The sequence below is a fragment of the Arthrobacter sp. zg-Y20 genome (assembly GCF_030142075.1).
Taxonomy (GTDB): domain Bacteria; phylum Actinomycetota; class Actinomycetes; order Actinomycetales; family Micrococcaceae; genus Arthrobacter_B.
Map to the genome: position 1 here is coordinate 2,093,202 of NZ_CP126241.1, position 17,910 is coordinate 2,111,111.

At 64.6% G+C, this 17,910-nt stretch carries 18 protein-coding genes; 6 read left to right on the forward strand and 12 right to left on the reverse strand.

The features are described from left to right. The first annotated feature begins 36 nt into the window (after positions 1-36). Entirely contained in the window at positions 37-651 is a 615-nt protein-coding gene (locus tag QNO06_RS10010; RefSeq protein WP_227911504.1) for a hypothetical protein, read from the forward strand. A gap of 20 nt (positions 652-671) precedes the next feature. On the opposite strand, the gene QNO06_RS10015 is transcribed toward QNO06_RS10010, so the two are convergent. From QNO06_RS10015 to QNO06_RS10050, 8 genes are all read right to left on the reverse strand, one after another. After that, complete coding sequence (locus QNO06_RS10015; protein WP_442860131.1) at positions 672-3,134, reverse strand: RelA/SpoT family protein; 2,463 nt, start codon at positions 3,132-3,134, stop codon at positions 672-674. Positions 3,135-3,311: 177 nt separating this feature from the next. Beyond that, positions 3,312-4,322: a protein translocase subunit SecF gene (secF, locus tag QNO06_RS10020; protein WP_227911505.1), complete on the reverse strand. Its 1,011-nt coding sequence runs from the start codon at positions 4,320-4,322 to the stop codon at positions 3,312-3,314. Next, a complete protein-coding gene (secD, locus tag QNO06_RS10025; RefSeq protein ID WP_227911506.1) occupies positions 4,322-6,046 on the reverse strand; it encodes a protein translocase subunit SecD in 1,725 nt (574 codons plus the stop codon). Before secD ends, secF begins: the two co-directional genes overlap by 1 nt. Before the next feature lie 93 nt (positions 6,047-6,139). Then, positions 6,140-6,586 carry a preprotein translocase subunit YajC gene (locus QNO06_RS10030; protein ID WP_227911507.1) on the reverse strand — a complete coding sequence of 149 codons (447 nt, stop codon included), beginning with the start codon at positions 6,584-6,586 and terminating at the stop codon, positions 6,140-6,142. Positions 6,587-6,689: 103 nt separating this feature from the next. Then, positions 6,690-7,781: a Holliday junction branch migration DNA helicase RuvB gene (ruvB, locus tag QNO06_RS10035; protein ID WP_227911508.1), complete on the reverse strand. Its 1,092-nt coding sequence runs from the start codon at positions 7,779-7,781 to the stop codon at positions 6,690-6,692. 1 nt (position 7,782) lies between these two features. Then, positions 7,783-8,409 carry a Holliday junction branch migration protein RuvA gene (ruvA, locus tag QNO06_RS10040; RefSeq protein ID WP_227911509.1) on the reverse strand — a complete coding sequence of 209 codons (627 nt, stop codon included), beginning with the start codon at positions 8,407-8,409 and terminating at the stop codon, positions 7,783-7,785. Between the two features lie 73 nt (positions 8,410-8,482). Continuing rightward, a complete protein-coding gene (ruvC, locus tag QNO06_RS10045; protein ID WP_227911510.1) occupies positions 8,483-9,082 on the reverse strand; it encodes a crossover junction endodeoxyribonuclease RuvC in 600 nt (199 codons plus the stop codon). Between the two features lie 11 nt (positions 9,083-9,093). Further along, entirely contained in the window at positions 9,094-9,852 is a 759-nt protein-coding gene (locus QNO06_RS10050) for a YebC/PmpR family DNA-binding transcriptional regulator (protein WP_227911511.1), read from the reverse strand. A gap of 294 nt (positions 9,853-10,146) precedes the next feature. On the opposite strand from QNO06_RS10050, the gene QNO06_RS10055 reads away from it, so the two are divergent. Next, complete coding sequence (locus QNO06_RS10055; protein WP_227911512.1) at positions 10,147-11,418, forward strand: Mur ligase family protein; 1,272 nt, start codon at positions 10,147-10,149, stop codon at positions 11,416-11,418. Next, positions 11,415-12,161 (forward strand): type 1 glutamine amidotransferase, encoded by a 747-nt coding sequence (locus QNO06_RS10060; RefSeq protein WP_227911513.1) that lies wholly within the window; start codon positions 11,415-11,417, stop codon positions 12,159-12,161. The genes QNO06_RS10055 and QNO06_RS10060 overlap by 4 nt, the downstream gene beginning before the upstream one ends. A 21-nt stretch (positions 12,162-12,182) precedes the next feature. On the opposite strand, the gene QNO06_RS10065 is transcribed toward QNO06_RS10060, so the two are convergent. Beyond that, positions 12,183-13,061, reverse strand: a complete 879-nt coding sequence (locus tag QNO06_RS10065; RefSeq protein WP_227911514.1) for a hypothetical protein — start codon at positions 13,059-13,061, stop codon at positions 12,183-12,185. Continuing rightward, on the reverse strand, positions 13,058-13,624 hold the full coding sequence (locus QNO06_RS10070; RefSeq protein WP_227911515.1) for an RNA polymerase sigma factor: 567 nt from the start codon (positions 13,622-13,624) through the stop codon (positions 13,058-13,060). The genes QNO06_RS10065 and QNO06_RS10070 overlap by 4 nt, the downstream gene beginning before the upstream one ends. Before the next feature lie 155 nt (positions 13,625-13,779). Between QNO06_RS10070 and QNO06_RS10075 the strand changes: the two genes are divergently transcribed. After that, positions 13,780-15,117 carry an APC family permease gene (locus QNO06_RS10075; RefSeq protein ID WP_227911516.1) on the forward strand — a complete coding sequence of 446 codons (1,338 nt, stop codon included), beginning with the start codon at positions 13,780-13,782 and terminating at the stop codon, positions 15,115-15,117. Here QNO06_RS10075 and QNO06_RS10080 read toward each other — a convergent pair. After that, a complete protein-coding gene (locus QNO06_RS10080) occupies positions 15,114-15,665 on the reverse strand; it encodes an NUDIX hydrolase (protein WP_227911517.1) in 552 nt (183 codons plus the stop codon). The two genes, QNO06_RS10075 and QNO06_RS10080, sit on opposite strands and share 4 nt — an antisense overlap. A 138-nt stretch (positions 15,666-15,803) precedes the next feature. Here QNO06_RS10080 and QNO06_RS10085 point away from each other — a divergent pair, with 138 nt between their 5' ends. Both QNO06_RS10085 and QNO06_RS10090 read left to right on the forward strand, forming a co-directional pair. After that, complete coding sequence (locus tag QNO06_RS10085; protein ID WP_227911518.1) at positions 15,804-16,115, forward strand: hypothetical protein; 312 nt, start codon at positions 15,804-15,806, stop codon at positions 16,113-16,115. Between the two features lie 131 nt (positions 16,116-16,246). Further along, entirely contained in the window at positions 16,247-16,750 is a 504-nt protein-coding gene (locus QNO06_RS10090; protein ID WP_227926202.1) for a GNAT family N-acetyltransferase, read from the forward strand. Positions 16,751-17,364: 614 nt separating this feature from the next. On the opposite strand, the gene QNO06_RS10095 is transcribed toward QNO06_RS10090, so the two are convergent. Then, entirely contained in the window at positions 17,365-17,757 is a 393-nt protein-coding gene (locus QNO06_RS10095; RefSeq protein ID WP_227911520.1) for a TIR domain-containing protein, read from the reverse strand. Positions 17,758-17,910: the final 153 nt, after the last annotated feature.

Consider the following 17,910-nt stretch of genomic DNA (forward strand, 5'->3'; position numbering starts at 1 on the left):
TTTTGCGTTGCCCCGGCAGCAGCCACGCTGGTGTCCATGCCTGCGCCTGCGCCCTTGTTTCCCTATCCGGGAGCCCTCCCCCGGATCACTTCCACCGGCGGAGCCCTGTTCACCGCCGGGGACGCCTTCCGGCACGAGGAGCTGCAGGCCATGGCGATGGATGGGTTGCTCAAGCACGTCTACGCCGGAACCTTCGTGCGCTGGGACGTCCAACCGGACCCGGTGGTCCGCGCCTTGGCTGCATCCCGGGAACTGCCCTCGGGCCTGCGGCCGCGGGTGTCGCTGGGCTGGCTCACTGCGGCCTGGATCTTCGGCTGCGCACCGCGCCCGCTGCGGCTGGACATCCTGGCTGACAGGCGACGGCGGACCGGAGCGTTGCCGCCGTTCAGCACGGCGGTCCTCCACGAGGTACTCCTGGGGCCGGCCGACCGGGTGGACGTGGGAACGGTGTCGGTGACCTCGCCGCTGCGGACCGCCGTCGACGTCGCACTCCATGTCAAGGCACAGGAGGCCGTGCCGGCGCTGCAGCGCCTCGCCGCGCATCCGGGCCTGGGCTGCCGGCTCGATCTCGTGCGCCGCGCCATGGAAGCCGGGTCACGCGTCCCGGGCAAGGCGGCCGCCCTGGAGAAACTGGCGGCCGCCTCGGCCTAGTGCGTGCCCGGGGGCCGGTGCTATACCCGCCGCTGGGACCCTGTGGTCCGGTACACATCGAAAACACCGTCGATCTTGCGTACGGCGCTGAGGATGTGGCTGAGGTACTTCGGGTCCCCCATCTCGAAGACGAACTTCGACATGGCCACGCGGTCGCTGGAGGTGTTGACGCTGGCGGAGAGGATGTTCACGTGGTTTTCCGACAGCACCCGGGTGACGTCGGACAGCAGGCTCTTGCGGTCCAGCGCCTCCACCTGGATTTCCACCAGGAAAACGCTGGACTGGGTGGGCGCCCATTCCACCGGCACAATGCGGTCCGGTGTGGCCCGCAGTTCCTGCACGTTGCGGCAGTCGCTGCGGTGCACGGACACCCCGGAGCCCCGGGTGACAAACCCGATGATCGGATCCGGCGGCACGGGGGTGCAGCAGCGAGCGAGCTTCACCCACACGTCGCCGGTGCCGCGCACGGTGACACCGGAGTCGGTGAACTTCGGGCGCCGGGCGGCCGTGGCCACCGGGGTTTCGGCCAGATCCTCCTCGGCACCTTCATGGCCGCCCATCAGGCCGACCAGGTGCTCAATGACGTTCTGCGCCGAGGTGTGCCCGTCGCCCACGGCCGCATAGAGTGCCGAGATGTCCTGGTGGTGCAGCTCCTCGGCCACTGCCACCAGCGCGTCGTGGGTCATCAGCCGCTGCAGCGGAAGGTTCTGCTTGCGCATTCCGCGCGTCAGCAGGTCCTTGCCCTTTTCAATGGCTTCTTCGCGGCGTTCCTTGGTGAACCACTGGCGGATCTTGTTCCGGGCCCGCGGGCTCTTCACGAAGCCCTGCCAGTCCTGGCTGGGACCGGCGCCTTCGGCCTTGGAGGTGAAGATCTCCACCCAGTCACCGTGCTGCAGCTCGCTGTTCAGCGGAACGAGTTTGCCGTTGACGCGGGCACCGATGGTCCGGTGCCCCACCTCGGTGTGCACCGCGTAGGCAAAGTCCACCGGCGTCGACCCGGCCGGCAGGGCCATGACCTCGCCCTTGGGGGTGAAGACAAACACTTCGCGGGCATTGATCTCGAACCGCAGCGAGTCCAGGAACTCATCCGGATCCGAAGTTTCCTGCTGCCAGTCCACCAGACTGCGGAGCCAGCCCATGTCATCGGCGGTTTCGGGCGACTTGCTGCCGTCTTTGTACTTCCAGTGCGCAGCCACGCCGTACTCGGCCCGGCGGTGCATGTCATGGGTGCGGATCTGGATCTCCACCGGTTTGCCGCCCGGACCGATCACCGTGGTGTGCAGCGACTGGTACATGTTGAACTTCGGCATCGCGATGTAGTCCTTGAACCGTCCCGGCAAAGGATTCCACCGGGCGTGCAGGGCGCCCAGCGTCGCATAGCAGTCCCGTACGGAGTCGACCAGGACCCGTACACCCATCAGGTCATGGATGTCGTCGAAGTCTTTCCCCCGCACGATCATCTTCTGGTAGATGGAGTAGTAGTGCTTGGGCCGGCCGGTGATGGTCGCCTTGATCTTCACCGCATGGAGGTCATCGGCAATCTGGGAGCGGACGGTACCCAGGTACTTTTCACGCTCGGGCGTCCGGTCCCCCACCATCCGCACAATTTCGTCGTAGACCTTCGGGTGCAGTGCGGCGAAGGAAAGGTCTTCCAGCTCCCACTTGATGGTGTTCATGCCGAGGCGGTGCGCCAGCGGTGCGAAGATCTCCAGGGTTTCGCGGGCTTTCTTGGCGGAGGACTCCGGCGAGACAAACCGCCAGGTCCGCGCGTTGTGCAGCCGATCCGCGAGCTTGATGACCAGCACGCGAATGTCCTTGGCCATGGCGACGACCATTTTGCGGACCGTCTCGGACTGGGCTGCGTCACCGAAGGTGACCTTGTCCAGCTTGGTGACGCCGTCCACGAGCATGGCCACTTCCGGGCCGAACTCACGGCGCAGCTCCTCCAGCGTGTAGCTGGTGTCTTCCACGGTGTCGTGCAGCAGGGCCGCCGCCAGCGTGGTTCCGGTCATCCCGAGCTCGGCGAGGATGGTGGCCACGGCCACAGGGTGCGTGATGTAGGGATCGCCGCTCTTGCGCTTCTGCCCTTCGTGGCTGCGTTCGGCCACCACGTAGGCCCGCTGGATCAGGTCCAGGTCTTCCTTGGGGTTGTTCACCCGGACGGTGCGCAGCAGCGGTTCGAGCATGGGTGAATACCCGGGGTTGCCGCGTCCGGCGAGGCGGGCAAGCCGGGCGCGCGTGGAGCCGCGACGGCCTGTTGGGGGTGTCCGTCCGGCGCCGGGCTTGGCCGCGGCGGCTGCAGGAGCGGGAGCCGCTACGGGAGCCACGGCTGCACGGGCCGGAGCCTGCACGGAGTCAGCCGGGGTGGGGACAGCCGTGTCCGGCGCCGCGGCGTCAGGAGCCGCGGCGGACTGGGGCCCCGGATCGATCCCGGCGGCGCGGCTGTTCCCTGCCCCATTGGCAGGTGTTGCGCTGTTGCCCACTGCCGACCTTTCTTCGAAAAATTCAGTACAAGTGCCCTGTCAACCAGTCTAAGCCTGCCCGCACCGCTTAAACCGCAGGTTCCGCACTCCCGGCAGGGAGTACGGAACCGTGGGGTTTATCCGTGAGCAGTTCCGGTGCGGGACTGGACTCCCGGAGGTACTGGACTCCCGGAGGTACTAGGCGTCGGCGACGGCCGGCGTCTTGCCGGCGCGGCGTTCTTCGACGCGTTTGGCCTGCTTGCGGATCCCGGCCTCGTTGCGGCGCAGCCATGCGTACATGGGCGCTGCGATGAAGATGGTGGCAATGGTGCCCAGGATGATCCCGACAAACAATGCCAGGGACAGGTCCTTCAGGGTGCCTGCACCCAGCAGCAGGGCACCAATGAACAGGATGGAGGCCACCGGAAGCACTGCCACCACGGAAGTGTTGATGGACCGGACCAGGGTCTGGTTGACGGCCAGGTTCACTTCCTCGGCGAAGGTCCGCTTGGTGCGCTTATCCAGGTCCTTGGTGTTTTCGCGGACCTTGTCGAAGACCACCACGGTGTCATACAACGAATAGCTGAGCACGGTCAGGAACCCGATGATGGCCGACGGCGTCACCTCGAAACCGCTCAGCGCGTACACACCGGCGGTCACCACCATGACTACCAGCAGTCCGGTGACGGCAGCCAGCGACATCTTCCAGGTCCGGAAGTACAGAGCCATCAGCACCGCGGCCAGCGCCACGAACACGATCAGGCCCACCAATGCCTGCCGGCTGACGTCGCTGCCCCACGTAGGACCGATGAACGTGGAGGTGACCTCGTCCTGGCTCACGCCGTAGGTATCGGCCAGTGACTCCTTGACCTGGATGGTCTGGTCGTCGCTGAGCTTCTCCGTCTGGATCCGCATGGTGCCCGGGGCAATGTTGGTGACCTTCGGGTCTGCGGTGCCGGCCACCTCGGCTACGGCTTCCTCACCGCGGCCGACATCGGTGTTGGCCACGTTGGAGACCGTGAACTCGGAACCGCCGCGGAACTCGATACCGAGGTTGAAGCCACCCTTGGCCACCGGGATGAGGATGGAAATGACTACGGCAACCCCCGCGATCAGGAACCACAGCTTCGCTTTGCCAACGAAGTTGTAGGACCGCTTTCCGGTGTAGAGGTCATTGCCGAATGCGGCGAAACTGGGGAGCTTGCTCATTACTCGCCGTCCTTCTCGGAGCTGCGGCCGCTGCCGGCCATGGAGTCGTGCTTTTCGGCAAGCCGGCGCTCGGCAATTGTCATCCGGCGCTCGGCTTCCTTGGCAGCGGCCTTGTTCTTGCCGCGCAGGGCCGGGGCATCGCCGGGCTCGCGCATCCGGCCGGCACCGCGGTACAGCGGCACCGCGCCCAGCCTGCTGGCATCCAGACCGGAGAACCGGTGTCCTTCACCGAAGAACTTGGTGCGGGCCAGCAACACCATGGTCGGGTGCGTGAACATAAAGACCACGATCAGGTCGGCGACGGCGGTCAGTCCGAGGGTGAACGCGAAGCCGCGCACGTTGCCAACGGCAACGAAGTAGAGCACGACGGCGGCCAGGATGTTCACTGCCTTGGAGGCCAGTACGGTGCGCTTGGCCCGCTTCCAGCCGGTGTCCACAGCGGAGACCAGTCCGCGTCCGTCGCGCAGTTCGTCGCGGATGCGTTCAAAGTAGACGATGAACGAGTCCGCTGTCTGGCCGATGGCGACAATTAGGCCCGCCACACCGGCCAGCGACAGCCGGTAGTTCTGGCTCCAGCCCAGGATGGCGATGGCCAGGTAGGTCAGCACACCGGCAACCACCAGGGACGCGATAGTGACGAAGCCCAGTGCGCGGTACTGGAAGAGCGAGTAGACGGCCACCAGGATGAGGCCGATCAGGCCGGCGATAATGCCCATCCGCAGCTGGTCGGCACCGAGGGTGGCGGACACCTGCTGTTCGCTCTGGATGTCGAAGCTGATCGGCAGGGCACCGTACTTCAGCTGCTCGGACAGCGCCTTCGCGCTCTCCTGGGTGAAGGTGCCGGTGATCTGTGCGTTGCCGTCGGTGATCACGTTGTTAACCGTGGGTGCAGAGATGATCTGTCCGTCCAGGACAATCGCGAACTGGTTCCGCGGATCGCCCTTGAAGGTGATCAGCCGCTCGGTGACTCCACGGAACGCGTCAGTGCCCTCATCGTTGAAGTCGATGTTGACGGCCCACTGCCCGGTGGAAACACCGTTGCTGCTCTGTGCCATTCCGAAGCTGGCGGTGGAGATATCCGCACCGGGAACTTCCACCGGACCCAGGATGTACTTTCCGGCCGTGCCGGGTTCGCACGCGACCATGGGCTGGTCCGCCGGCGCCTGCTCCGCGTTGGCGATGGTGTCCGGGTTCAAGCAGTCGGTGGTTTCGAACTCGGTCTGCAGTTCCGGGGTAATCCAGTTGGTGTCCGACTTGTCCGTCGGCTCGGCTGACGGCGTCGGCAGCTGCTCAGCGGGAGTCGGGTCGGTGACCGCTGCTCCCTGTCCCCCGCCGCCGGCCAGGACCGGGCGGAACTCCATCTGGGCTGAGGCCTGGATGAGTTCGCGGGTTTCGGCATCCGGGACACCCGGCAGCGAGACCACGACGTTGCGGTTGGACTGCGTGCTGATCTCCGCTTCGGAGACGCCGCTGCCGTCCACGCGCTGGCGGATGATCTCCACGGCCTGGTCCAGCTGCTCGGCAGTGATTTCATTGTCACCGCCCTGCACCTCGGGTGCCAGGATCATCTGGGTGCCGCCCTCAAGGTCGAGGGCAAGCTTCGGGGTCCAGCTGGCGTTGCTCCACATGGAGCCTCCGCCAAGCAGAAGGGCAAGTGCAGCAAAAATGACGCCCAACCAGATGAGCGTCTTTTTGGCGGCCGAGCCGGGGCCGGTACGGGGCATAGGGAATATTCCTTAAGGGCGAAGATCACCGGAACCGTTCGGGCTCCGGTGAGGCAAGCGGGACCGCAATGCCCCGCTTGGCTCGTGGAGAGTCTAGTTCTCTTTTTTCTCGTCGCGGTTCAGGCGCTTGAGTGTTTCTTCGGGAGTCTCGTCCTGCGGGGCGGCTGCGTCGCGGGCGACAGTGGCGTCCGTGCTGCCGTGGGGGTCCTTGCCGAGGGTCAGCGAAGAAGCGTCGTCGGGAACAACGGTGCCTTCTGTTTCCGCGTCTTCCTCAGCGGCCGGGACAGTGACTACCTTGGTCAGCGCCTGCAGGTGGACGGTAGCCGTGTTGCCCGGGGAAAGCTCCAGGACGGCCTTGTTCTCTTCCTGGTCCACGGAAACGATCCGGCCGAAAAGCCCGAACTGGGTCATGACCTCGGTGCCCGGAACCATCTGGGAGCGCTGCTGGGCCACCGACTGCGTCGTCTTCTTCTGCTTGCGGAACATCATGATCACGAAGACCACCAGGAGCAGGGGAAGAAGGAGATCAGTGGGATTCACGTGGGGAGTTCCATTTCTGTTGGGGAAGGTTCAGGCATTTCCGGGCATCGCGCCGGGACCGTGCCGTAGGGCCAGTCTAAGGGGAAAACGTGGAAGGAACCTGTTAAGTTTCCAGAGGCGTCCAGTCACCGGCTCCGGCCGCGGTGGCCGTGCCGGGTCCGGAGAACATGTTCGCGGGCATGGCCGCGGCCACGTGTTCGGGCATTTGCAGCCCCAGGTGCTCCCAGGCCGCGCGGGTGGCAATCCGGCCCCGCGGGGTCCGGCCCAGCAGCCCCTCGCGGACCAAGTAAGGCTCAGCCACTGTTTCAACCGTTTCCGGTTCCTCACCGACGGCGATGGCCAGGGTGGACAGGCCCACCGGGCCGCCGTTGAATTTGGTGATCAGGGCGGTCAGCACTGCCCGGTCCAGCCGGTCCAGGCCAAGCACATCCACTTCGTACATATCCAGGGCCGCGCCGGCCGAACGGGCGTCAATCTGTTCGATGCCGTGGACCAGGGCCCAGTCGCGGACCCGCCGCAGCAGCCGGTTGGCAATACGGGGCGTGCCGCGGGAGCGGCCGGCCACCTCGGCGAACCCGGCCGAGTTGACCTTCATATCCATCAGCATGGCTGAGCGGCGCAGCACCAGTTCCAGCTCGTCCGTGGAATAGAACTCCAGGTGCCCGGTGAAGCCGAAACGGTCCCGGAGCGGGCCGGGCAGCAGGCCGGCACGGGTAGTGGCACCCACCAGGGTGAAGGGCGGCAGCTCCAGGGGAATGGCCGTGGCGCCGGCTCCCTTTCCCACCACAATGTCTACCCGGAAATCTTCCATGGCCATGTAGAGCATTTCCTCGGCCGGCCGGGACATCCGGTGGATTTCGTCCAGGAACAGCACCTCGCCCTCGGTCAGGGAGGACAGGATGGCGGCCAGGTCGCCGGCGTGCTGGATGGCCGGTCCGGAGCTGATCCGCAGCGGCGCGTTCATTTCCGCGGCGATGATCATCGAAAGGGTGGTCTTGCCAAGGCCGGGCGGACCGGAAAGCAGCACATGGTCCGCGCTGCGGCCGCGCAGCCGGGACGCTTCCAGGACCAGGGACAGCTGTTCGCGGACGCGTTTCTGCCCCACGAAGTCATCCAGGTTCTTGGGCCGCAGGGCGGCTTCTATGGCTTTGTCGTCCGGGTCCGGGCCCGGGGCGACCAGTGATTCAGCGGACATGTCAGCCGGCCTTCCGGCGTGTGGATGCGCGGGCGCCGTCGGTGCCCAGACGTCGCAGGGTCAGCTTCAGGATCTCGCCCACGTTGCCGGTTGCGGCGACGTCGGGGTGTTCGGCAGCGGTGTCCTCGATGGCCGTCGTGGCATCCTTTTCGGACCAGCCCAGCCCGGTCATGGCTGCCAGCACCTGCTCCTGCCAGCGCGGGGCGGCAGGGTTTTCCGTTGTTCCGTGCGGCACCAGCTTGTCCGCCAGTTCCAGGACGATGCGCCGGGCACCCTTGGGGCCTATGCCGGAGACCTTACTGAAGGCCTTGTCGTCTCCGGTGGAGGCGGCCACGCGGATGGCTTCGGGGGTATGCACGGCCAGGACGGCCAGCGCGATCCGCGGCCCGACACCACTGACGCCGAGGAGGATTTCGAACACCTCGCGCTGGTCGGCGTCGGAGAAGCCGTAAAGGGTCATGGAGTCCTCGCGGACAATCATGGCCGTGTGGACGGACGCTTCACTTCCCGTGCGCAGGGTGGCGAGGGTCTGGGGCGTGGCCTGGACGAGCATCCCGAGTCCGTGGACATCGATGACTGCCGAATTGAGGCCCACGTGCGAAACGACCCCGCGGAGGGAACTGATCATGAAGGAACTCCAGAGGCTGTATAGAACATATCTACGAATACCCTACTTGCTGGTGCCCGCATTCCCCTGCTGTTCAGTAGCTTCCGCGTTTTGCGCGTGCTTCGGCTTCCGCCCACAGCCGCTGCGCCGCCGTCATGCCGGTGTTCGGTGCGGTGCCCCGGGATGCCGAACCGGCAGTGGGTCCGGGGCCGGCGACGCCGCGCCGCCAGGCGTGCGTGATGGCCAGGGCCAGGGCGTCGGCGGCGTCGGCGGGCTTGGGCATTTCGTCCAGCCGCAGGATCTTGGTCACCATCTTCCCCACCGCGTCCTTGTTGGCCGAACCGGATCCGGTGACCGCCGCCTTGACCTCGGTGGGTGTGTGCAGGGCCACGGGAATGCCGCGCCTGGCCGCGGCGGCAATGACGACGCCGGAAGCCTGGGCGGTGCCCATCACGGTGCTGACGTTGAGCTGGCTGAAGACCCGCTCCACCGCCAGGACGTCCGGCCGGTGGGTATCCAGCCACAGTTCGATGGCTTCGGAGATCACCAGCAGCCGGGCATCCAGGGCGGTTCCGGCCACGGTGCCTACAACACCGACGGCCACGAGGGTGGCCCGGCGGTTCCCTTCGACCTCAACTACCCCGAGGCCGCAGCGGGTCAGGCCGGGGTCCACCCCCAGGACGCGTAAAGACACTGAATCGGCGCTTAGTCGTCTTCTTCAAGCTCGGCCATGACTGCGGCCGGGATGTCAGCGTTGGAGTAGACGTTCTGCACGTCGTCGAGCTCTTCGAGGGCGTCCACGAGCTTGAGGAACTTGCGGGAAGCATCGGCATCCAGTTCCACATGCATGGAGGGTACGAATTCGGCTTCGTCGGTTTCGTACTCGATGCCGGCTTCTTCCAGGGCACCAACAACGGCGCGCAGGTCCTGCGGCTCCGAGACGATCTCGAAGTTCTCGCCGGACTCCTTGACCTCATCTGCGCCGGCATCCAGCACGGCCATCAGCAGGTCATCTTCGGTGAGGCCGTTCTTGGGCAGGTTCACGACGCCCTTGCGGGTGAACATGTAGGCCACCGAGCCCGGATCGCCCATGTTGCCGCCGTTGCGCGTTACCGCCAGGCGCACCTCGGATGCTGCGCGGTTCTTGTTGTCCGTGAGGCACTCGATCAGCAGGGCCGAGCCCTGGGGACCATAGCCTTCATACATGATGGTCTGGTAGTCGACGGCCTCGCCCAGCAGGCCGGCACCGCGCTTGACGGCACGGTTGATGTTGTCGATGGGCACAGAGGTCTTCTTGGCCTTTGAAACGGCCAGTTCAAGGGCCGGATTGCCCGCCATGTCGGCGCCGCCGGCACGTGCTGCAACTTCGATGTTCTTGATCAGCTTGGCGAAGGACTTGGCGCGCTTGGCATCAATTACGGCCTTCTTGTGCTTGGTGGTTGCCCATTTAGAGTGGCCCGACATGCTCTACGCTTCTCCTAAAGATCCTGTGGATAAAAAGTCCGGCCGCCCACCGCCTGCCTTGGGCCGCGGGAATACCCGCCCAGACAGGGACACCGGCTGGCTTCCCGAACGCACTGCAATAATTCTAGCGACCGAATCCCGTTCCGGCGGCGGAAACGCTGCCGCACTTTCCCCTGCGGCCCCTGCTGCCGCTCCGGCCCGGGTCAAAAACACCGGTTCCCGTCCCGCTTTGCGTGCAGCCTCACGCCGCCCCGGCCCGCCTGCGGACAGGGCGGTGCGCTATATTCAGTAACCATGAGTTCTTTCTCCATCCTGGTCGGAAAACTGGTCCGCAGTGCCTCCAAACTGCGTGGCGGCGGCTCCGCCCTGCCGGGCCTGGTGGTGGAGAAAATCGACCCCGACTTCATCCGCCGCACCCTCGCGGACCTGCCGCTCGGCGTCGCCGTCGTCTCCGGCACCAATGGCAAAACCACCACAACCAAGATGGTGGTGGAGCTGCTCGAGAGCCAGGGTCTGAAGGTCTTCACCAACCGCACGGGCAGCAACTTCACCCGCGGTGTAGCCGCGGCCCTGCTGGGCGAGGTGAATATGCGCGGCCGGCTGGATGCCGACATCGCCGTCCTGGAGCTGGACGAGGCGCACGCGGTGCACTTCGTGAAGCTGATCCAGCCGCGCTACAGCCTGCTGCTGAACGTGCTGCGGGACCAACTGGACCGGTTCGGCGAGATCGACAAGACCACTCGGCTGCTGGAGCAGATTGCCCGTGCCACCACTGAGACCGTGGTGTTGAACCGGGAGGATCCCCGTGTGGCCGGCATTGCCGAGTCCCTGACTACCCAGCGCGCCGTGTACTTCGGCCTGGATGCCTCGCTGCGCAGCACCTTCCCCAATGACGACGAGATGCGCGGCAGCCTGGCCGAGGCCCTGGCCGCCACGCAGGAAGCCGACGTCGTCCTGACCCGTGTTGGCGAGGCGGATGCCGATTTCCTGGTCGACGGCGCAACCCGCACCTCCGGCCTCAAGCTCCGAGGCGTCTACAACATCTTCAATGCCGCTGCTGCGCTGGCCTTCGCCAGGACCATCACCGGCAAGGACACCGACGCCGAGGCACTGTTCACCGCGCTGTCCAACGTCGAGCCGGCCTTCGGGCGCGGCGAATCACTGACGGTCAACGGGCAGCCGCTGGAACTGGTGCTGGTGAAGAACCCCAGCGGTTTCCGCCTCGGGCTGAAATCTTTTGCGGCTCACGGCTACTCGACCATGATTGCCATCAATGACAATTACGCCGACGGCAGGGACATGTCCTGGCTATGGGACGTGGACTTCGAATCCCTCGCCGACGGCGGCGTGGACGTGGTCAGCGGTGTGCGCGCCTATGACATGGCGCTGCGCCTGAAGTACGACGACGTGCCCGTACGCACCGTCGAACCGGACATCACGGACGGCCTGAAGCGTTTCATCAAGGACTCCCCCGGGGTTCCCATGCGGATCTTCTGCACGTACACCGCCATGCTGGCGGTGCGCCGGGAACTCTCCAAGATCACGAAGGTAGAGGTGGTCTCATGACCGAGGACCGCACCATCAAAATCCTGCAGCTGTACCCGCGGGAAATGAACATTTACGGCGACTGGGGCAACGTCCTGGTGCTGAAGCAGCGCCTGAAATGGTACGGCTATAACCCCGTTGTGGAGGAATACAACGCCGGGGACACCTTCCCCGAGGGCGTGGACATCATTGTGGGTGGCGGCGGCCAGGACAGCGGGCAGGTGGTGATCCAGCAGGACCTCCAGGAACTCGCGCCCACGCTGCGGGCACTGGCCGACGACGGCCTGCCGATGCTGGTGATCTGCGGCCTGTACCAGCTGTTCGGGAAGTTCTTCAAGACGCACGAGGGCACGCTGATCCCGGGGATCGGCATCCTGGACCTGGAAACGCACGGCGGCGATGTGCGGCTGATCGGCAACGTGCTCTCCGTCAGCAGCGAGTTCGGCGAGATCCACGGTTACGAGAACCACAGCGGCCAGACCTTCCTGGGCCCCGGCGTCGAGCCGTTGGCCGAGGTGCGCAAGGGTGAAGGCAACAACACCAAGGACAACACCGAGGGCGCCCGGTATAAGAACGTGGTGGCCAGCTACTTGCACGGCTCCCTGCTGCCCAAGAACCCGGCCATTGCCGACTTCCTGATCCAGCAGGCCGCCATCCGGAAATTCGGCAGCTTTGAGCCGACGCCGCGCTCCGAAGAGGACCTGGCCGAGCTGTCCAAGCTCTCCGAAATGGCCCGGCAGCACGCCGGGCAGCGGCCGCGGTAGTTCGCGCGCGGGGCGCAGGGCCTAGAAGCTGAGTTCCTGGGTCCCGGTGGTTCCGTCGCGGTAGGTGACATTGACGGTTGTGCCACCACCGGATGCGTCCTGGAGTTCGGCGCCGGGCAGCCACAGGGCGAAGTGTCCTTTGAACACGGTCGCAGCCACTTCCTCACCCGCGATACTCGTGTACGTCACTCCCACGACGTCGTCGCCGGCTCGCCCTGAAGCTATCGAGATTGGTTTGTTCCTGATCATCCCGGTTCCCAGCTGGGTGGGCGCGAGGGATCGAGCAGCGGGATCGGTTTCGGCGCCGAGCCTGCCGATGGAGCCGATCATGCCCCCGTCGAACAGGGGCGCGGAACCATCGGTGATGCAGGTCGCTTCGAAACCGTCGGCGCCGGTAAGGACCACGGTCATCCACTCACCGCGGCGCTCCGCGATAGCCACCTCCGCGGCGGCAAGGTCCTGTGCATACATCCCGTCCCCCGTGTTTTTGTTCGATGCCATGCAGTCCGCCGCGGCCTCATCGAGGTCGGCTCCGGAAAGGGTTACCGGGTTCGCTGTCCACGTAGCGAATGCTGCATCACCGCCGGAAAGCGAAGGGAGGACGAGCAGCCCGGCCGTGGCGGCTGCGGCCAACCCGCCGAGGACGACGGCGCGCCGACGTCGGACGGGCGCCCCGTGCTTCTGCCCCCGGAATAGGTCATTCCTTCCAGCCCTGGCCGGCTCCCCAACCCCGACCTTGGCCGGAACCGTCGCGGGCGCCGTCGCCGTCGTCCTCCGTGCAGTGCTGCCAGCGAGGATGTGCTCGAGGTCGGCCTGCGCCCGTTGCGGACGGGCGTCCGGGGCTTCATTCGCTGCGTCCATGCTGCGCAGCATTGTGTCTATGTCCTGAAGGCGTTTCATGGCGTTGCCGTCCTTTCGGGTGCTGCTGCTGACCTGCTGGAAGGGTCCGGAAGATGATCAATGAGCAGGCGCAGGGCGCGGCGTGCGCGGCTTAGCCGGAGCCGGTAGGCCACCGGGGATATGCCGAGCACCACGGCCGCCTGCGGAGCGGAAAGGTCCTCGAAGACTGACAGGCCTAGTGCTTCCTGGTGCACTGCGGACAGGAGATGCCACGCGCGGCTGAGGTCGACCCGGGTCATCACCGCATCCTCGTGCGAGCTGCTGTAAGGCTCACCGCCAATGTCACTGAGCCGGACGCCGAGGGCCTGCCGGCGCTGCTCGCCGCGCTCGGCGTTCAACATGACGTTCCGGGCGATTCCGAACGTCCAGGCCCGCGCGTCGTCGTGGTTCCGGGGCGCCTCGGCAAAGCGGCGCCATACAACGAGGAACGCATCCGACACCACGTCTTCGGCCAAAGCCGCGCCTGTGCGCCGTTGCACGAACCGGAGCACGTCCGGGTACACCGCTGTGTACATAGCCCGGAAAGAGTCCGCCCGATCAGCGGGCGCTGAAAGATCATCCATACCCATACATGTCCCCCATGGGCCCAAGTGTGTCGCACGGAAGGCAAAGCTGCGCTTCCCGAGTTCCAGCCCAAGGGAAGTGCTTCGTTAATTCAGGTGTTGAAGATTCCATCCAAGTAGTTGCGCTGGGACGGCAAACACCATCCAATAGTCCAATGACGGACGATACCGGCACAGCCACATCAAAACCACAAACCGGACTGAAGCGGGCAATCGGTGCACCGCTGCTGTTCGCGTTTATCGTGGGCGACACCCTCGGCGCCGGTATCTACACCCTCGTGGGTACCATGGCCGCCGACGTCGGCGGCGCGATCTGGATACCCCTGCTGATCGCCCTGGTCGTCGCGCTGCTCACTGCCACGACCTACGCGGAACTGATCACCAAGTACCCGCATGCCGGCGGAGCCGCCCGCTACGCCGACCGGGCTTTCGGCATCCCCTACGTGTCATTCCTCGTCGGTTTCCTCATGATGGCCTCAGGAATCACCACAGCCGCTGCCCTCGCGAACGCCTTCGCAGGCGATTACCTCACGGCGCTCATCGACGTGCCGGAAGCGCCCGCAGCGGTGGTGTTCATCATCCTGCTGACTTTGATCAATCTTCGCGGCGTCAAAGAGTCCCTCACCGCGAACCTCGTAGCTTCCGTCATCGAGGTATCCGGCCTCGTCATCGTCATCGTCGTCTGCGCCATCGTTTTCGGCTCCGGCAACGGGGAACCATCCCGGCTCCTGGAATTCGCGCCGGACGTCCCTCCCCTCCAGGGCGCCTTCGCCGCATCCATCGTCGCCTTTTTCTCCTTCCTCGGCTTTGAGGCGGCGGCAAACATGGCCGAGGAAGTACGTAACCCCTCCAAGGCCTACCCCCGCGCATTGTTCGGCGCCATCTGCACCGCCGGGGTGGTGTATCTCCTGATCGCTCTCGGCGCCGTCATTGTTATGGACCCGACGGAGCTGGCCGATTCCACCGGCCCCCTTCTCGCCGTCGTCGCCGCCAGCGGCGTCGCAATCCCGCCCGGACTCTTCAGCATCATCGCGCTGATCGCCATCGCCAATGGCGCACTGCTGTTTATGGTTATGGCCAGCCGCGTCGGCTACGGATTGGCCGAAGCAGAACTGCTCCCTCGTGCCTTCAGCCGCGTGCTGCCGGGCCGCCGCACCCCGTGGGTCTCCATTGTGGTCGTGGCCGGACTAACGATTGTCCTGACCCTCACCGGAAATGTCGCCTCGTTGGCCGAAACCACCGTGCTGCTGCTGCTCCTGGTGTTCCTGTCTGCCAACGTCAGCGTCCTCGTCCTCAAAAAGGACAAAGTGGACCATGACCACTTCAGCGCCCCCCGGTTCATGCCGGTCCTCGCGATCATTGCGAGCATCGCACTCCTCACCCAACAAAGCGGGACCATCTGGCTCAGTGCCGCCGTCTACGTAGCGATCGGGTCCTTGTTGTTCCTCGCGGCCCGGGCCCGACGCAAGCACGAGGAGCGATTGAGCGCTTAGCTGACCTGGGCCCCCGGCAAAGACCTAGCCGTATCCCGCACGAGTTCCAGGCGCGTGCTGAATCCTTCCGGCACTTGGGCCGGTAATTCGTTGACCGGGAACCAGCGGACGGCCTCGCTCTCCTCACTCACTGAAGTCACCGCCTCCGGGCTCACGACCGCGGCAAACCCCACATCCCAATGAGCCGAACAAGAGAAACCCGCCTGCAGATCGTGGCGGTCAAGATCCATGATCTCCCGGGCAAGCAGTAGAAGACCGCTGATTCCAGACTCCTCGCGGGCCTCCCGTTGCGCCGCGTCCGCAACCGATGCATCCTCCGGTTCGATGTGACCGCCGAACTGCACCCAGAACTGCCCCTTGCGATGAAAACACAGGAGAACGTGATCAAATGCGGGGGAAAACACGAAACATGACCCCGTGACATGCTCCGGGCCGCCGTCCCTGCGCAGTGAGGCATCCCCTGCCGTGTTCAGGAACCCGAGATACTCATCTCGCAGTTTTGATTCGGGAAGAGTCCGGAGGCTGGTACGCAGATCATCAAGGGGCATACCCACATTTTGCCGGATTCCTCACGGCTACCTGTTCCATGTAGGTGGGTCTCCGTCCGGCGCGGCATTGATACCGCCGCAGCCTGCGCCCATACTCAGTCCCAAACATGTGGGAAAACCGTCCAACCAAGGAGTGAGATGTCGGGTACAGCACTGGCCAGGTCAACGATGAGGTTTGGAACCAGGTTCGGTATCGCTGCCGTCGTCCTGATAGTTCTTGGTCCATTCATCAACAGGAACTTCGGCGTCGGAGACGCCGCGAACCTCTTGCTTCCCTCCATCGTGGAATCAGCGCCCGCTGCAGTGCTGGTATCGCTGATGTACCTAGTCTTGCTGGGGCTGTGCGTGCTGTTCGGGGCCGCGCTGATCACCGCGTCCCTGGTTATCCGCCATGCGGAAATGAGCGATGAATCTGCACCAATCGAGGAATCCGAATCCCACGCGTTCTGACTCCCGCGTTTCCCGTCTCCCGTCCTATCTGTCGGCCCGCGCCTGAATGCTCAATGTCGTCCAGGTCCGACGGCCGTGAGTATTACTGTGGACTGATGTTTAGGACGCATCAGCTTAGTGAAGATGTCAGCATGCGCGTTTTACGCCTGACGGATGCGAAAGCACTTACCGCAGCGTACGTGCGCAACCGGGACTACCTTTCACACTGGGAACCGGTTCGCCCCGAGGACTACTACACCGAGGTTTGGCAGGCCGATGACATATCCGGTCGCCTGGCTGCGAATGAAGCCGGCGCGCAGTATCCCTTTGGCCTGTTTGCCGGCGACACCGTCGTGGGCAGATTCAACCTCGCAGGAATCGTGCGTGGACCCTTCCAGAGTGCCGGTCTTGGCTACTGGGTGGACGGCACATACGCCGGCCGAGGACTGGCATCGGCTGCCGTCCAGGTGATCGTCGAAACGGCCCGCGACGAACTCGGGCTGCACCGCATCGAAGCGAGCACTCTTCTGCACAACACTGGCTCGCAGCGGGTGCTGCTGAAAGCGGGATTCCAGCAAATCGGAATGGCGCCGCGATACCTGCAGATTGCCGGAAAATGGCAAGACCACAATCTCTACCAGGTACTCCTGCATTAGGCCCCTTGCCCGCTCATGGGTGTCTCATTAGGTACTCCTCAACAATCGGCCACCAATGCTGGTGCGCCAGCTCGATCCGCGCTCGGCCAGCTCCATACCATTCGCCGTCTATGACGGGCTGAGCGGTATCAGTGACCAGAAACACCGGGACATGAGCCCAGGGTGCCGGGTATCCATAGGTTTCGTCAGGTGCGGGGACGACATTCCGGATAAAGCCGATACAACGAGTGGCAATTTCCGTCGTCCCGAAAATGTCCCGCAAGAGTCGTTTAAGCCCCTGGGACACGGACTCATGATCAAGACCGGAATACAAATAGCGAGTCGGGATACTCGGTCCCTTAGCTGTCGAGACGCAAAAAAATTCAGATGCGCCGTCTTGGTTGCGCCGCACTAGCAGCAACCGAATGACGATCACCGAATCGTCGCTCCGGCAGTCGCCACCGACCCAAACTTCCGCAGAACTGCCAGGCGGCAACCACGCAGCCTCTCGCGTGCTCCCGATTAACCGTGCGCCAGTCATGCCGTTCATGGTACGAGGAATGGTTGCTGGGGCGGACCTACCCGGCATTGGCGTGGCGGGGTGCGTGGCATGCAGCTGGAGGCTCGGCCGGGAGTCAGACAGCGGCGACGGTCACTTCTTGACCAATGATCATGGTTATGAGGTCGTCCAGGGTTCCGTGGCTCTTCTCCAACTCGGGCAGGTGGTAGAACGTGCTGGTGGTCTCAAGGTTGTCCATGACGTCGGTCGGCGAATGCAGGATGGTCCGTTTGCCTTGAGCGATCGCGATGCCAAGCTCAACATGCGTGCCCTTCCCGCCTGGAAGCAGGATTGCAACGACGTCGGCACTTATCACCGCATCCCGCTCACGCTGCCCGATGGAGCGCAGATCGGCGAGGGTGACTGTACCCGCGTCGTGCGCCGAGGCGTTCCGGGTCCAGTCGTACGTGTTGACGTAGCCACTGCTTTCCAAGACGTGCGCCACATAACGGACATTGACGATGTTCATGAAGCTGGACGCAACATAGAACCTTTTCACAGCCCACACCCCCTAAAGTTCGTTCGGCACTTAGCCGGATGAGCAACTCCAAGAGTCCCTGTTCGGCTGCGGTGCGATTCGTTCGAAGACTGAAAGTACCAGTTCAATCGTGGATGAAGCTGC

Excerpts from the sequence above, each read along its gene's own strand:
- QNO06_RS10075 (WP_227911516.1), top strand. The coding sequence starts at position 13,780 with ATGACGGACGATACCGGCACAGCCACATCAAAACCACAAACCGGACTG.
- secD (WP_227911506.1), bottom strand. The coding sequence starts at position 6,046 with ATGCCCCGTACCGGCCCCGGCTCGGCCGCCAAAAAGACGCTCATCTGG.
- QNO06_RS10070 (WP_227911515.1), bottom strand. The coding sequence starts at position 13,624 with ATGGATGATCTTTCAGCGCCCGCTGATCGGGCGGACTCTTTCCGGGCT.
- QNO06_RS10065 (WP_227911514.1), bottom strand. The coding sequence starts at position 13,061 with ATGAAACGCCTTCAGGACATAGACACAATGCTGCGCAGCATGGACGCA.
- QNO06_RS10090 (WP_227926202.1), top strand. The coding sequence starts at position 16,247 with ATGCGCGTTTTACGCCTGACGGATGCGAAAGCACTTACCGCAGCGTAC.
- QNO06_RS10060 (WP_227911513.1), top strand. The coding sequence starts at position 11,415 with ATGACCGAGGACCGCACCATCAAAATCCTGCAGCTGTACCCGCGGGAA.
- QNO06_RS10095 (WP_227911520.1), bottom strand. The coding sequence starts at position 17,757 with ATGAACATCGTCAATGTCCGTTATGTGGCGCACGTCTTGGAAAGCAGT.
- QNO06_RS10050 (WP_227911511.1), bottom strand. The coding sequence starts at position 9,852 with ATGTCGGGCCACTCTAAATGGGCAACCACCAAGCACAAGAAGGCCGTA.
- QNO06_RS10055 (WP_227911512.1), top strand. The coding sequence starts at position 10,147 with ATGAGTTCTTTCTCCATCCTGGTCGGAAAACTGGTCCGCAGTGCCTCC.
- QNO06_RS10010 (WP_227911504.1), top strand. The coding sequence starts at position 37 with ATGCCTGCGCCTGCGCCCTTGTTTCCCTATCCGGGAGCCCTCCCCCGG.
- ruvA (WP_227911509.1), bottom strand. The coding sequence starts at position 8,409 with ATGATCAGTTCCCTCCGCGGGGTCGTTTCGCACGTGGGCCTCAATTCG.
- QNO06_RS10085 (WP_227911518.1), top strand. The coding sequence starts at position 15,804 with ATGTCGGGTACAGCACTGGCCAGGTCAACGATGAGGTTTGGAACCAGG.
- ruvB (WP_227911508.1), bottom strand. The coding sequence starts at position 7,781 with ATGTCCGCTGAATCACTGGTCGCCCCGGGCCCGGACCCGGACGACAAA.
- secF (WP_227911505.1), bottom strand. The coding sequence starts at position 4,322 with ATGAGCAAGCTCCCCAGTTTCGCCGCATTCGGCAATGACCTCTACACC.
- QNO06_RS10080 (WP_227911517.1), bottom strand. The coding sequence starts at position 15,665 with ATGCCCCTTGATGATCTGCGTACCAGCCTCCGGACTCTTCCCGAATCA.